We start from the raw sequence: 14562 nt of genomic DNA, 5'->3' as shown, positions 1-14562 counted from the left end.
AGCCCTCCATTCTAAAAATTCTATACTTGTTTTATAAACTCATCAATATAAAAAAGTGCCGCTCCCAGTGCTGATGCTTCTGCATTCAGATGGCTGACATGAAGATAGGAGCCATCTGTCTGAAAATTACAGCGTGCAATAACCCTTTTTTTAATTTCTTCCAGATAGGGATCCAGATGCCATCCTACATATCCGCCCAGAACAACATCGCAGTCAAAGCTCACCTGTAGATTGTTAATCACAATTACAAGGTAATGCAGATATTCTTCCCACACCGCCCTGCACTTTTCATCACCCGCTTCCAGCCTCTCAAAGAATTTTTCCAAGTCCCCTCCTGTCGTATTCGACAAAAGCAGTGCAGAACAATATGCATCAACACAGCCAATTTTACCGCAATAGCAGGGACGCCCATCCGGAACCAGTGTCATATGTCCGAACTCTCCTCCGCGGCGGCCTTCCCCACAGTACAGCTTTCCGTCCATAATTATGGCTCCGCCTACTGTGTTGCTAAGTAAAAGATAAAGTGCGTTTTTCCCCGTCTTTCCTGAGTACAATTCAGCAAACCCTCCTGCGTTGGCATCATTAATAAAGCGATATGGATAATCGATATATGTGCTCAGATCCTGATACAAGTCCAGAGGCTCCTCCAGAAGCGGCGCATATTTCAAAGTCCTGTCATCCTCTCCCAGAATGGCAGGCAGAGAGATTCCCACTCCCAGAATATGATTAGGAAGCACGCCTGCGCTCTTCACCATGTCATGAATCATGCATTTTAAGGTCTGAAAATATCTCTCATCTGCCCGGAAGGGTATCCGTCTCCGTACAGAGCTTAAAACACTTGCCTCCAGATCAACCATGACCAGATTCACATGATTTTGGGTAATATCCAGTCCCAGAGCTGCTCTGGCCGTCGGATTACTGGAAATAATCTTTGCTTTCCTGCCTCCTGTGGACTGAAAGGTTCCCTGTTGTTCCACCAGTCCAATCTCCATCAATTCATTCAGATTTTGCGCAACTGTAGGAAGGCTGAGATTCAACCGATAAGCAATCTCCTGTTTTGATATTTTTTTCTGAGCAATTACCGTACGGTAAATATTGTTTTTGTTTATTCGTTTCAGTTCTATATTGGTTGCTTTATCGAGCAAATCACTATTCTCCTTCCGGTGCATTTTCTGCATATTACTATCAATTTATAACATATCCGGATATTTTTCAAGTAATATCGGATTTGATGATTTTCAGGGTACTGCCGGCAGCATCTTCCTACATCAAAATGAGACATATCCTCCATCAACAATCACATCGGATCCTGTTGTATATCCGGATGCGTCACATGCCAGATAAAGAATCGCTGGAATTAATTCTTCCGGCTTACCCATACGGTGCTGAGGAATCAGAGGCATCCATGCATCTTTCAATTCCCGTGGTGTATCCTCCGACATTGGTGTAGCTATGTAACCGGGACTTAAGCTGTTTACACGAATCCCGTAATCTGCCCACTCTATTGCCAGGGATTTCGTCATATGAATCACCCCCGCCTTGGAAGCATTGTAAGACGCCTGCCACTGAGGAATATTTACAATTGTTCCGGACATGGATGCCATGTTAATAATGCTTCCATGAATTTTATTTTCAATCATTACCTTCCCCACCGCACGTGCCATAATATACTCTCCCGTAAGATTTACATCAATGACTTTTCTCCACGCTTCAACAGTAGCTGTCAGCGTATCCTCATGGATGCAGATTCCGGCATTATTAAACACTACATCGATATGTCCGGAACGTTTCATCACCTCTGCTACGGCATCATCCACACCCTTTTCATCCGTCACATCAACTGCAATATCATAAGCCTTTCCCCCTTCTTCTATAATCATCTTTACCGTTTCCCGGGACAATGTCCTGCTGAAAATAACCACCTCAGCCCCGGCTTTTGCGAGTCCGCAAGCCACTACCTGACCGATGCCTCTTCGTCCCCCGGTTACAATGGCAACTTTCCCTTTCAATCCAAACACATCTTCTAAATACATCACATTCTCCTCCTTAATTTTAAAAGGCGCTTTGAAAAATATACTATGCATTTTCCAAAGCGCTTTTTTATATCTGTTTCTTACTGCTCATCAAGTATGGATTTAGCGCTTCCTGCTGTATAACTATGCTGTGCTGCCTCGTCTTCTGTAATCTGTCCCTGATCGATATACATCTGAATGAACTGATCCACATTATCAGAAGTGCAAAGTAAGGAATCAACCGATGTTTCAACAACCGTCTCCTCACCTGTCAGAAGCTTGTTTGCTGCTGCCAGATTTGCCGCTGCCAGTGCCGGAGGGTTCTGGTATACCGCTGCTGTATAGACCCCATCCTTAATTTCAAGAACAGTTTTCGCCAGGCAGTCTACCGAATAGATCTGCATGCCATCATAAGTGGAATTATCCTTCACAGCTTCATAAGCACCATTTCCCAGCAAATCCGCAGTGGTAAGCATACAGTCAATACGACCATAGGATGTTGCCCAGTCTTCCATGGTTGCCATAGCGGCAGCCTCTGTGGATTCTTCTTCCATGAAGTCTCCAATGATGTTGCAGTCTTTTCTCTTCTCAATAAACTCTGCCTTGATTGCCTCATAACGCTGTGTGGTATGAAAGTTTCCAGGCATACAGTTCAATATGCCGACAACACCGTTCTTGGGAACATTTTCTGCGGCAAGTTTGGCAATCGCCTCTCCCTGCGCATATGGGTCACCATCCACCCAGGAACCTCCCTTAAGATCTCGGATTGCCGCATTCGTAGTAATACAGAAAATGCCTGCATCCAGAATCTTCTGACAATACGGTCTCTGCAACTCTCCATCGTTCGGCTGGATGATGATACAATCGTATTTTTTTGTGATACAATCTTCAATAATCGAGTTTTCTTTCTCGCTGTCGGCCTGAGAATCAAAGGTGTCCAGCGTAAAAGTATCCGCATACTCCTTTGCCTGCAATGTAAATTGATTTACCAGTTCTGCCGCAAAAGGATCTGACTGGTTACGTGCAATATATGCAACCTTAAATCCACCAGTCTTGGTTTCCGAAGAACCTGATGTTTCCTTAGTCCCGCTCTTAGCGGAACCTGATGAAACAGAATTTGCAGCGGCGTTTGAACCGCCCGACGAACCGCAGGCTGCAAGTGAACCTCCCAACACAACTGCACACAATAATGCTAAAGCCTTTTTCCTCATAATGCTTCCTCCCATTTACATTCATTTTTATAATCTGCTCTGCGAAGCTGCAAAGCGAATTACTATATTTACTTTCCCTTTTTATAGGTCTGACGAGATTTTGAATAAATATCCCAGATTACTGCGAAAGCTATAATTGCCCCTCGCACAATCTGCTGAATATATGAATCAATCGACATCAGATTCATGATATTCCCCAGGAAGCCAACCACGAAAGCACCGACTACGGTCCCCCATGGGGTACCGATTCCTCCTGTAAAGCTTGTCCCTCCAACGATAGTTGCAGTCAGGCCATCCATTTCATACCCTGCAGCACCTGCCGGAAGACCACCATTTACGCGTGACATGAAAAGTACCGCTGCAATGCCCACAAGAACTCCGTTAAGCAGATAAGCTTTCATAATTACCAGCTTCGTATTGATTCCGGACGCATTGGCTGCCTCAGCATTACCTCCCACTGCATATGTAGAACGCCCCCAACGCGTATTCCGCATAAAGTAAGCCATCAGGGCAAAAATACAAATCATAAAGATAACCGGAATCGGAACAGGTCCCAGTGACCCCTGACCCACAACTGTATATTTACCGATTTCGTAGATATTCTGTCCGCTTGTAATATACAGAGCCGCACCCCGGGCCATGGTTTGTGTTGCAAGTGTGGCAATAAATGCGGGTGCCTTAAATTTTGTAACCATTATTCCATTCAGCAGATTAACGAACACTGCGACACCGATTGCAACAGCAAAGGCAAGCAGCATATTCCCGCTGGCTTTATACGTTGAAACAGACAGGCAGCCCGCAAGAGCAATGACAGCTCCACATGACAGATCCAACTGCCCGCATATGATTAACGCCATCTCACCAAAAGCAATAATAATCGTAACAGATTGCTGGCGACAGACATTAATCAGGTTACTGGCACTTAAAAAACTTCTGTTGGCAAACGTGCAGACTACCATGATTAGAATTAAAATTAATATAATACTATATTTAGAAAAAAGCTTTTTAACATCTGTGGTTTTTCCTGTATTCATGATAACTTATGCCTCCTCTTCTTTCTGAACGTTGGAAACGGCCAGCTGCATAATTGACTCCTGCGAAAATTCTGTTCTGGACAACATTCCGGCAATATGCCCTTCACTCACAACATAAATCCGGTCACAGACGCCAATCAGCTCCGGCAGTTCCGAAGAAATCATGATAATCCCTTTCCCCTTGGATGCGAATTTATTCATTAGTTCATATATCTCGCGCTTTGCACCTACATCAATCCCACGGGTTGGTTCATCCGCAATCAAGATTTCCGGGTCACAAATCAGCCACTTCGCCAGCACCACTTTCTGCTGGTTTCCGCCACTCAGATTCGCAATCGCAGCATCCAGATTCGGCATCTTAACGTTCATGCTTTCGCACGCCTCTTTTACAATTGCATCTTCTGTGCCTGTATGGAGAAAGCCCTTATATATTACTTTATCCAGAGATGCCAGCGTCGTATTATATTTTACACTCAAGATTGGAACAATCCCCGTCCGGCGCCTTTCTTCTGTCAGCATCGCCAGTCCATTCCTGATACTTTGTCTGACATTTTTAATATGTACTTCTTTTCCATGAATTTTAATTGTCCCGGAAGAATATGGGTCCAGACCAAACAGCGCCCGCATAATTTCCGTACGTCCGGCTCCCATCAATCCGGCAAAACCCACAATTTCCCCTGCATTTACATGAAAGTTGACATGTTCAAAGACTCCGGGCTGTGTCAGTTTCTCCACACGGAGAATTTCGTCTCCGATCGGAAGGGTTTCTTTCGGATATTGATTTTCAATCTTCCTCCCCACCATATACTCGACTACCTGATCTACCGTAAGATTTTTAGCATCTTCGGTAATGATGGATTTGCCGTCACGAAACACCGTAATCTCATCCGCGATTTTAAAAATTTCGTCCATCTTATGGGAAATATAGATAATACTGGCTCCCCGTGCTTTCAGTTCTGCAATCTTTTTAAAAAGAACCTGTACTTCTTTATCGGTAATTGCCGAGGTTGGCTCGTCCATAATAATAATTCCTGCATCGTATGAGACAGCCTTCAAAATTTCTATCATCTGAATATCGGACACACTGAGACTGCGGAGTTTCACATCCGGTGCATAATGCAAACCTTCCTGCTTCATAAGCTTGTTGGTGCGGCTGCGTATATTCCTCCAGTCAATACGTGCCCCTTTCTTCGGCCAGCTGCCCAGACATAGATTTTCTTCCAGTGTCATGTCCGGCACATAGGAAAGCTCCTGGAAAATCATGGCAATTCCGTTGGCCTTTGCATGCATAGGATCCCTGATGAGCACCTTTTCACCATTGATGAAAATATCACCCTTATCCGCCTGATAAACTCCGTCTATTATCTTCATCAATGTGGACTTTCCGGCTCCATTTTCTCCACACAGAACATGTACTGTCCCCTTCTTCAATTGGAAGTTTACATCATCAAGTGCTTTTACACCTGGAAAATACTTGGATATATGCCGTAACTCAAGTATTATCTGATTTTCTTCCATCCATTACACCCCCTTTGAATAAAATACACAAAGTTTTCCCTGTCACACCCCAAAAACTCTGGTTAAATTTTCTCTCCATTCATCTTTTCCTCCACTTTTAAAGTATGTTTTTAAAAGTTATTTATTAAGTGTCTCTATAATAACCCTCCGTCTTGTACATGTCAACTATTTTTTTTTAAAATTTTATATCTGATTTGTATATATTTTAACATTCTATCATTTTTAAATTATGATTGACAGATTGTATAATAAATTTTATAATTAATATTATACTTTTATAATCGTTTTTATAAAGTTGTTTCAATTTAAATTTATATAACTCAGGAGGTATATATTTCATGAAAAAAACAATGAAAGTAGCTGTAATGAATGGTATCCGGAAAATGGGATTTGAGGAACGCCCTGTTCCGGTGCCAAAAGACAATGAAGTATTGGTAAAACTGGAGTACGTGGGAATCTGTGGCTCGGATCTTCATTATTATGAAAACGGGCGGATTGGTGACTACGTTGTAAAGCCGCCCTTTGTCCTGGGCCATGAGTCAGGTGGAACCGTAGTAGAGGTCGGAAAGGATATTAAAGACTTGAAAGTCGGTGACCGTGTAGCACTTGAACCTGGCAAGACCTGCGGCCACTGTGAATTCTGCCGCACAGGACGCTATAACCTTTGTCCGGATGTTATCTTCTTTGCAACCCCTCCGGTGGATGGTGTATTTCAGGAATATGTGGCGCATGAAGCAGGCCTTTGTTTTAAGCTTCCTGACAATCTAAGTACCATGGAAGGTGCTCTTATCGAACCTTTAGCCGTAGGCTTTCATGCTGCAAAACAAGGCGGCGCACATTTTGGACAAGTGGCTGTAGTTACCGGATCCGGCTGTATCGGCCTGGTTTCTATGATGGCTCTGAAGGCTCTTGGGGTTACAGAAGTCTACGTGGTGGATATCATGCAGAAACGTCTGGAAAAAGCCATGGAGCTTGGAGCAACAGGTGTCATTAACGGCAGGGACAAAAATCCTGTACAGGAAATTATGGAAATTACCGGTGGACGGGGATGCGACCTGGTCATCGAAACTTCCGGAAACGAAATCTGCGCCAGACAGGGCATTGAGATGTTAGTCAAGGATGGAACCCTGGTTCAGGTGGGCTACAGTGCCTCCGGAGACATGAACCTTCCCACCAGTATGATATGCGATAAAGAGTTGAATATTAAGTCCGTATTCCGCTATCGCCACATCTATCCGCTGGCAATTCAGGCGGTGGCAGAAGGCAGAGTGAATTTAAAGGGTATTGTAACAGATATTTTTGATCTGGATGATGTTCAGAATGCTATGGACAGCAGTGTAAATAATAAAGAGGATATTGTGAAGGCAGTCATTCGGATTGACAAATAGTGTAAAGAAAGAGCTGTAATTAAGTTGACCCCTGTAGATATGCGTTAGAACGCCGATATCGATAGGGGTCTTTTGCTGAATTGTGAATCATAAGGATTATTGCTTCGTAAGCGGGCGCAGGAAATCATGGATTTGGTAGCCAAAACAGAAATCGAAATCAGTAGGGCCAATGAGGTCATTAGCGGTGACATTTACATTGGCGGTGGCGAAACAGATGCCATGCGCCTTATCCCCCAAACAGCCCAAAAGCTGCAAGGTGAATATCCAAATATTCAGTATCACCTATACAGCGGAAATGCTGAGGAGGTGATGGAACGTTCTGTAATAGTTGAATGCCTGCCATATCATAAACAAGCAACATCTTTTTAATACATCTGTTTCAAAACACCTTGATCCATCTCATAGACTTCATCACACAATATATTAATATCATCACGATTATGGCTTACTAAAATAATCGTTTTACCTTCCTTCTTCATCTCTAAGAATAAATTCCTCATTTCTTGTACTCCTGAAATGTCTAATCCATTAAATGGTTCATCCACAATAATCAGACTTGGAGATTCCATGATTGCCTGCGCAATTCCCAAACGCTGCTTCATTCCCATCGAAAATTTCCCCACTTTCTTTTTATCATGGGGGTCAAGTCCTACTAGACGAATGTATTTTTCTATAGTGTCTTTATCTATCTTGTTTTTTATGCTATAGAAATATGCTAAGTTCTTGTAGGCACTATACTGAGGCAGGAACCCTGGACTTTCTATGATAAAACCCACATCTTGCGCAAACTCTACGTCTTTTCCCACTTTTCTTCCATATACATGTATTTCACCCACATCCGGATGTACAAAGCCACAAATACATTTCATCAATACACTTTTTCCGGATCCATTTCTGCCTATGATTCCATAGATTTTACCTGATAATAATTTTAAGTTTATATTATTCAGGACTTTTGTTTTTCCATAAGATTTGTCAACGTTAGATACTTCAACAACATATTTCATCTATTCAATTCCCTTTCTATGCTTTGTACAAATAATAGACATAAACACAAGTCCAATGGTAAGAATCATCAGAAAATACAAAGCCCACCGAACAGAAAAGTCCGGCGCACGCCCAGTCAAGTTTGAAAGCCTGGACATAGCGGTAAGTGAATATCGTCCTATTTGTAAATCCATTATGTTATAGATTGTTAAATCAAAAAACACAAGGAAGCAGGAAAATGCCACTCCAAGTTTCGTCTTAAACACAAGATTAATTGTAAATATAAATGCGGATAACAGGAACGCTACCCACCATACGAGGAGTATACTTAAAAGCATTGTTTTAAGCGGTGCAGCATTGCTCATCATAGAGATTGGAAAAGAAAAGGGAATAGAAAATTCCGTTGAAGCATCTGTATACGCCAAGGTTCCAATTACCTTCCCCCAGTTTAGTGTGAAATCTAGTCTTGGCAATGAGAAAATAAACGTTGAAAGCACCAGTCCAAAAGTAAAAACACCTGAAAAAAGAACTAAAAATAGTATCTCACCCAGAACCCAATTTTCTTTTCCGGCTCTTCCAACGAGATACAAATACCCCTCATTCTTAAAAGGCGCCTCGCAAACCATAATGCACCAAAGACTAAAGGTAATAAATGATACAATCATATCATTCATTAATACAGGAAACATCCATAAAGAAATACCCTGATTCATCGCTTTGGAAAATTCTCTGACAGGTGACATCATTCCCCCGATATAGAAAAATAGCAGTAAAAAAAATACACTTGTTTTTACATCATTCCGTTACAAAGATAATTGATACTTACATACTTGAACGATTGTTTTTATCCTATCCATTTTCCAATCTCCATCTTAAACTTTTTGCAAAAAACTTTTTACTGATCATGAATATCAGAAGGCATATAATCGCTAGAATCGCTAAACATATTGGTATGGGGAAAGGTTGAACCAATCCTGAAAACCACCTATCCAAACGAAATTCGGCTGGAATCCTAAAGAACTTTGCTGCCTCAATATAGGTTCTTGAAAGCAAGTACGGAAATACCAGTACTATGTAAGTATTATTCAGGTAAGCAGAGAGACCTGCTGCAAAAGCCGACCAGGTTGCTCCGGATAAAAAGAAAATAATAAGCATACAAAGCACAAATATTTGAGCGTCCTTTTGCGAAATCCCTTGATAATACGGCATATCCCGCAAAAATTCATACATATTATATATGTCCTCACCCTCCGGAATCAACGGGAATTTGCTTCTCATTATAAGTAAATAAAGAAGAAAACCACCGGAAACAGACAGGCCACCACTCAGTGCTGACAAACCAACCTGGATCATGGAATATTGTTTTAGCCCCAGCCTCTGTACTATGTTCGGAATTATTTTATGTTTCCAGTCAATTGGAAAAACAATGGTAAAGCCCAACGTCATAAATACAAGAAATAATTTGTAATTCACACCATATAAAAGCACACCTTCAAAATAAAACGAAATACCCTGGTATTGTTCTGGAGCATATTTTCCCATCAATACATTCCGCGCACTAGGCTCTGTATCTAAAAAAAACACAAGACATATTAACAATAAAGAACTCAGAAAATTGAATCCAAATGCTCTTTTTAATAGCATCTTAAAGAACGCAAAAGAAGTTTTTTTCCTCATTCAATTATCCTTCCTGTTTCTGCATTAACATGGATTGTCCCATAAACCGTTTCTGTCACAGGATTCGGGTTTTCCTCAGAAACCATTTCTATCCTTCTTTCTGTGTCAAATCGAATAACCGGAGTTAAATAAAGAAAACCTGTAATGCTGTCTGGAAGGATGTTATAAACCATGTTTACATTTACAATTTTAAGTTCCGAATTTGTCATAATATTTTCATATTTTTCTAATACGGCGTTTAACGCACTCCGCACACTACAAATCTCAATATTTTCAATTTTTTTAACTGACATGGGTAGACTATATGCCACAAAGGACTGTATACCGTCCTTTGTCATATATATTTGCATCTGCATCCCTTCAACCGAAGACTCATCAGACAAAGTGTATACTTCTGACTCAATGGGAATCCCATTTTTCTGAAAATCAACTTCAATATAGTAAACTTCGTCATCGGATTTCCATTCTCTCAAAAGTGTATCATTGTTCACAAAATCAGAGTAATCGGAATTTTTTTTCAGAGCATCTGACATTTCTTCAAAGAACTCTTTTGAATAAGATTTTATTTTCATATCACTCACTTCTACATCCATGTCGAAATCCCCTATAAGGCTTTGGATTTTTTTTTGAACATCCGCTTTTGACATGAAGTTTAAATCAATATCATCAGGTGTATTCAAAGCAATATTTTGCGCATCTTTAAATCCTAAAACATCATTATATATTTCAAAGCCTGACATCATCCCGCTAACTATCGTTTCGCTTTGTACCAAGGTTAGTCCTGATTCCGATATTAATCTCGTTTCATTTTCGTAAGGAGTATCTACTACGTTGTCGCTCGTATCTTCCCGGAATACAATCGTTTTTATGGAGGATATATCCATATCTCCGGGAACTATTTGTATTTTTTCTTGCTCTAAGTTATATGGCTCCTTGAAAGGAATATCTACTATGAGATTCTCTGTCTCAATTTTAATTGCTTCTCCTTCTCTGGAATTAGTCGAAGCTGCTGAACCTGATTCTTTATCATCTGTCTGGGAAACTAACTGCTCGTCTTTGCAAGCGGTTGCAAACAATAATAAGGCAAATGTTAACCCAGATAATTTAAGGGCTTTATTTATTTTGCAATTCATATCTATGATCCCTTCCTATTAAGTTTATACAGGTTACCGGGTATTCCTTCTATCGTAAGAAATCATACCCGGCTCCCCTAATTCATCTTCATGTGATTTAGTAATGTAGCATTGATTTTGGAATATGTACCTCTGCATCGACCTTTAGGTTTTTCGCCTTATCTGTAATATGTGTTTCCCTTTTAAACGCCTTATCCAATGTTCTATTCTCTCTGGTACATCCTGCGTTTACTAATATTAGCATTATAATAAATAAAGATAAAACAGCTCTTTTCATAAATACCTCGAATCCATATTTCAGGCAGAAGCATGAAGCTTCTGCCTGAAACTACTATCTTGTTATGGGTTATATCTTCCGGCTATCCACGTATTTTTTTGAGCACGGTTCTCATAATAAAAATAATATCCACTATGGAATTGCTGAAAGCGTCATTACCATTAATAACAATTTTACAATTTTTTTATTTTAATTTACATACATTAAATCCCTGCTCTATCATCAATTTCGCTCCTTGTTGTGTAACACTTATTCTTGTACCATCCTTATAAACTAGTACATAACTACCGTCAGAGTTCTCAATCAAATACGAATTCTCAGAATTAAGTTCATAAGTTTCATCGTCGGTTTCATTTGATCTGCCGGAGGATGATACAAAGGTTGCACAACGAATAAGTAAGAAAGTCCCATCACTAGAATGCTCAAAAGAAGCACCCTTCCTGAAAAACTTGTTTTGCTCTCAGCATTTTGATGACTGCTTTCTACTACCATCGCAAACCGCTCCACCAACTCTAAATTACTATTTCGTTGAAACAGTGCTGTCGTAACATCCTTCATCTGAATGCTTTTATTGCCACTCTTTTTCAATACATTAAGAATGGTTGTCAGATATGCTGCCTTGTCGGTCTTCTTCATCATTTCAGTTACACATAAATCGCATTTTATTTCCAATATTTTATCCAAATCTTTTTTTAACAGATACACAATGGGATTCCACCAATATATGCAACAGAACAGATAAACTAACATTTTCACTAATGGATCCCTATTTAAAAAATGTGTGTATTCATGCAACAATATGTATTCTAATTCTAAATCACTGTAGTCTTCATCAGGCAAAATAATGGCTCGTTTAAAAACACCAATTCCTACAGGTATATGAATGCTATCACTACACCGGATATCGACCTTAATCACCTTTCTATCTTTTTGAATCTTATTAAATACCCTACTATATTGATCATCATCCTCACATTTTTTATACATCTTCACTTCTTTTTTTACTTTACAATATCGATATATAAAGGATACAATCCGCAACACCATAACATCAACCCATATAATACATAAAATTTTTGCAATGGATAATGAGACAGGCTCTATTTGATCCAAGTAGATTGTTTTGACAATATGGCTAACCACTCCTTCTACTTCCACTTCATAAGTAAATGGAAACTCAAAAGGTACAAGTAGTCGAGTAAGCGCTGTAAGATATAGAATCAATATTGTTGAAACACCAAACGACCGGATGAAAGCTTCCTGTCTACGAAATATATAGGCAATAATAATCAAAACACTGCTACAGAAAATTGAAACAATAAAAGAAAAAAATGTAATCTGCATCTATGATTCCTTTTCTCCGTTCTTACTTAATTCCTGTATAATCTCTTCAAGTTGCTCAATCAATTCCTCTTTATCTCCGATTTCTTTCGCCAAAGCAACCGTAACCTGCGCAATAGAACTGCTTTTAATCCCAGTTGACACAATAATCTTGGCAGCATACTCTTCTTTTGTTAATAATGGAAGAAACTTTCTTGCATACTGTGTTCCATACCGTACCGTTCCACATGCCTCTAATAGTCCTTTTTTTTGAAGGGACCGCAACATCATGTGTAGATAATTCCCATTCCAAGAACGATCGGATGCTATGTCCAAAATTTCAACACTGGTCAACGGCTTTTTTTCTTCCCAAAATATCCCCATTAAATCTTCTTCACTTTTTGTCAAACTCTTCATTTACCATATTCCATTCATTATTTATATTTTCTATAAATATTTTTTGTGTATAGCTTATAAATATAATAAGCTAAAATCCTTTTCCTGTCAATTAATAGTTGAACCAATTCTCATAGTTCTTTTTTGTTTAATATGTATATATTCTTATTATATAAAAGCAAATTAGCGTAATATTTTTACATGCCAGACACGTATCATCTAGTCTGTCTACTTTCTGAGAAACCGCACGACATTTCGGGAACTAAGTGCAACTTAAATAAGCTCCGCCGGAACTAGACTCTGTAGGATGACTATCCTTTTATCTAGAGGATGGTTTAAAGCAAAGTTGTCGGTAACAAAGTGCCTTGTCCAGAATCGTATCCAGCCCTGACACTTTCATTTACACTGGATCTGCAGCTTTATAATTGAAACATTAAATGTATTTGTTTTTGATTCTGCGGATACAATAAGCAGAAATGCCATACATGAAGTAAGATAGATGTTTAGTGTATAATAAAACTGGTTCTTCCGCACATTTTCGTATAAACGTATGCATATAACTGTAGATTGTATTATACTAATAGCAAGTATCCGTGAGGTGATCCAAATGCAGAGTATTGCCAATTCTATTAGTTTACAGTCATTTTATCCGGAAAATTTAAATATTATGTCCATAGAGCAAGATGACAGTGTTATTACAATTCATATCAAATCCAAAACAAAGGAATGCAAATGTCCTTCCTGTAATTCGGTATCGGGAGAACTATATGCAACGCATCATAAAAAAGTTCAAGACCTCCCAATACTGGGAAAACGAGTTGTATTGGATCTTACCCTTTATGAATTCAAATGCAATAACCCTGATTGTAATTCTGTAAGCTTTACAGAATCTTGTAGTTACTTTTTGAACGATTACTGTTACATGACTAATCGCCTGGTAGATTTAGTCTGCACCCTGGCTCTTGAAACCAGTTGTGAAAGCTGTGCAAGAATTCTTCAGTCAATGAGTGTTAAAATCAGTGGGGATACCGTTATACGAACACTAATTAAACGATACGATCGTCAACCGACTACCAAATGTGGTTCAGTTATTGGTGTTGATGATTTTGCTTTTAAGAAACGTCATACATACGGTACAATAATTGTAGATGCAGAAACCCATAAAACGGTTGCAATTCTGGATGGCCGTGATGGTACCACATTAAAAGAATGGCTGGAAAATAACAAACAAGTAAAAACTGTAACTCGTGATCGAGCTAGTGCATATGCAAAGGCTGTTGAGGAAATCCTTCCCGACTGTATGCAGATTGCAGACCGTTTCCATCTGCATAAGAATCTGATGGATGCTGTCAATAAAATACTGGGCAGAGAAATTCCTGCAACCACTGCAATCATGGATGAAACGTCTAGCAATTCTCACTCAGATAAAGCAACTGAAGATAATGAGCCTTGTAAAAAAAATCGTATCCATTGTGGATAACCTAACGGATGCAGAGAAGAAACGTTTAAAACTCATTTACCAGATTCAGAAAATGGCAAAGGTGTGTAAAAATGAATCGGAAATTTGTAGGAAATTCAATCTGAATAAAACCACCATCAAGAAATATCC

At 39.5% G+C, this 14562-nt stretch carries 14 protein-coding genes; 3 read left to right on the top strand and 11 right to left on the bottom strand.

The window, feature by feature from the left end; genetic code table 11:
- Positions 1–20: 20 nt before the first annotated feature.
- From KNL20_RS05025 to KNL20_RS05005, 5 genes are all read right to left on the bottom strand, one after another.
- Positions 21–1145, bottom strand: coding sequence for an ROK family transcriptional regulator (locus tag KNL20_RS05025; protein WP_230399526.1), 1125 nt, complete (start codon positions 1143–1145; stop codon positions 21–23).
- Positions 1146–1268: 123 nt separating this feature from the next.
- Positions 1269–2033 carry an SDR family oxidoreductase gene (locus tag KNL20_RS05020; RefSeq protein ID WP_230399525.1) on the bottom strand — a complete coding sequence of 255 codons (765 nt, stop codon included), beginning with the start codon at positions 2031–2033 and terminating at the stop codon, positions 1269–1271.
- Positions 2034–2113: 80 nt separating this feature from the next.
- On the bottom strand, positions 2114–3223 hold the full coding sequence (locus KNL20_RS05015) for a sugar ABC transporter substrate-binding protein (RefSeq protein WP_230399524.1): 1110 nt from the start codon (positions 3221–3223) through the stop codon (positions 2114–2116).
- 68 nt (positions 3224–3291) lie between these two features.
- The gene (locus KNL20_RS05010; protein WP_230399523.1) at positions 3292–4257 is read right to left on the bottom strand and encodes an ABC transporter permease; all 966 of its coding nucleotides are present in this window, start codon (positions 4255–4257) and stop codon (positions 3292–3294) included.
- Positions 4258–4263: 6 nt separating this feature from the next.
- Complete coding sequence (locus KNL20_RS05005; protein WP_230399522.1) at positions 4264–5775, bottom strand: sugar ABC transporter ATP-binding protein; 1512 nt, start codon at positions 5773–5775, stop codon at positions 4264–4266.
- A 338-nt stretch (positions 5776–6113) separates the two neighbouring features.
- On the opposite strand from KNL20_RS05005, the gene KNL20_RS05000 reads away from it, so the two are divergent.
- Positions 6114–7163 (top strand): NAD(P)-dependent alcohol dehydrogenase, encoded by a 1050-nt coding sequence (locus KNL20_RS05000; RefSeq protein ID WP_230399521.1) that lies wholly within the window; start codon positions 6114–6116, stop codon positions 7161–7163.
- A 126-nt stretch (positions 7164–7289) separates the two neighbouring features.
- Positions 7290–7532, top strand: coding sequence for a type 2 periplasmic-binding domain-containing protein (locus KNL20_RS04995; RefSeq protein ID WP_331468314.1), 243 nt, complete (start codon positions 7290–7292; stop codon positions 7530–7532).
- On the opposite strand, the gene KNL20_RS04990 is transcribed toward KNL20_RS04995, so the two are convergent.
- From KNL20_RS04990 to KNL20_RS04965, 6 genes are all read right to left on the bottom strand, one after another.
- On the bottom strand, positions 7529–8170 hold the full coding sequence (locus KNL20_RS04990) for an ABC transporter ATP-binding protein (protein WP_230399520.1): 642 nt from the start codon (positions 8168–8170) through the stop codon (positions 7529–7531). The two genes, KNL20_RS04995 and KNL20_RS04990, sit on opposite strands and share 4 nt — an antisense overlap.
- The gene (locus KNL20_RS04985; protein ID WP_230399519.1) at positions 8171–8896 is read right to left on the bottom strand and encodes a hypothetical protein; all 726 of its coding nucleotides are present in this window, start codon (positions 8894–8896) and stop codon (positions 8171–8173) included.
- Positions 8897–8999: 103 nt separating this feature from the next.
- Positions 9000–9827: a hypothetical protein gene (locus KNL20_RS04980; protein ID WP_230399518.1), complete on the bottom strand. Its 828-nt coding sequence runs from the start codon at positions 9825–9827 to the stop codon at positions 9000–9002.
- Positions 9824–10960 (bottom strand): hypothetical protein, encoded by a 1137-nt coding sequence (locus KNL20_RS04975; protein WP_230399517.1) that lies wholly within the window; start codon positions 10958–10960, stop codon positions 9824–9826. Before KNL20_RS04975 ends, KNL20_RS04980 begins: the two co-directional genes overlap by 4 nt.
- A gap of 580 nt (positions 10961–11540) precedes the next feature.
- Entirely contained in the window at positions 11541–12581 is a 1041-nt protein-coding gene (locus tag KNL20_RS04970) for a M56 family metallopeptidase (protein WP_230399516.1), read from the bottom strand.
- The gene (locus KNL20_RS04965; RefSeq protein ID WP_230399515.1) at positions 12582–12965 is read right to left on the bottom strand and encodes a BlaI/MecI/CopY family transcriptional regulator; all 384 of its coding nucleotides are present in this window, start codon (positions 12963–12965) and stop codon (positions 12582–12584) included.
- A gap of 595 nt (positions 12966–13560) precedes the next feature.
- Here KNL20_RS04965 and KNL20_RS04960 point away from each other — a divergent pair.
- Positions 13561–14433 (top strand): ISL3 family transposase, encoded by an 873-nt coding sequence (locus tag KNL20_RS04960; protein ID WP_230399514.1) that lies wholly within the window; start codon positions 13561–13563, stop codon positions 14431–14433.
- Positions 14434–14562: the final 129 nt, after the last annotated feature.

The sequence above is a fragment of the Novisyntrophococcus fermenticellae genome (assembly GCF_018866245.1).
In the GTDB taxonomy this organism is placed as follows: domain Bacteria; phylum Bacillota; class Clostridia; order Lachnospirales; family Lachnospiraceae; genus Novisyntrophococcus; species Novisyntrophococcus fermenticellae.
This window is presented reverse-complemented; position numbering and strand designations above follow the sequence as displayed.

Excerpts from the sequence above, each read along its gene's own strand:
- KNL20_RS04990 (WP_230399520.1), bottom strand. The coding sequence starts at position 8,170 with ATGAAATATGTTGTTGAAGTATCTAACGTTGACAAATCTTATGGAAAA.
- KNL20_RS04985 (WP_230399519.1), bottom strand. The coding sequence starts at position 8,896 with ATGATGTCACCTGTCAGAGAATTTTCCAAAGCGATGAATCAGGGTATT.
- KNL20_RS04995 (WP_331468314.1), top strand. The coding sequence starts at position 7,290 with ATGGATTTGGTAGCCAAAACAGAAATCGAAATCAGTAGGGCCAATGAG.
- KNL20_RS04975 (WP_230399517.1), bottom strand. The coding sequence starts at position 10,960 with ATGAATTGCAAAATAAATAAAGCCCTTAAATTATCTGGGTTAACATTT.
- KNL20_RS05020 (WP_230399525.1), bottom strand. The coding sequence starts at position 2,033 with ATGTATTTAGAAGATGTGTTTGGATTGAAAGGGAAAGTTGCCATTGTA.
- KNL20_RS04970 (WP_230399516.1), bottom strand. The coding sequence starts at position 12,581 with ATGCAGATTACATTTTTTTCTTTTATTGTTTCAATTTTCTGTAGCAGT.
- KNL20_RS05005 (WP_230399522.1), bottom strand. The coding sequence starts at position 5,775 with ATGGAAGAAAATCAGATAATACTTGAGTTACGGCATATATCCAAGTAT.
- KNL20_RS04980 (WP_230399518.1), bottom strand. The coding sequence starts at position 9,827 with ATGAGGAAAAAAACTTCTTTTGCGTTCTTTAAGATGCTATTAAAAAGA.
- KNL20_RS05010 (WP_230399523.1), bottom strand. The coding sequence starts at position 4,257 with ATGAATACAGGAAAAACCACAGATGTTAAAAAGCTTTTTTCTAAATAT.
- KNL20_RS05015 (WP_230399524.1), bottom strand. The coding sequence starts at position 3,223 with ATGAGGAAAAAGGCTTTAGCATTATTGTGTGCAGTTGTGTTGGGAGGT.
- KNL20_RS04960 (WP_230399514.1), top strand. The coding sequence starts at position 13,561 with ATGCAGAGTATTGCCAATTCTATTAGTTTACAGTCATTTTATCCGGAA.
- KNL20_RS05000 (WP_230399521.1), top strand. The coding sequence starts at position 6,114 with ATGAAAAAAACAATGAAAGTAGCTGTAATGAATGGTATCCGGAAAATG.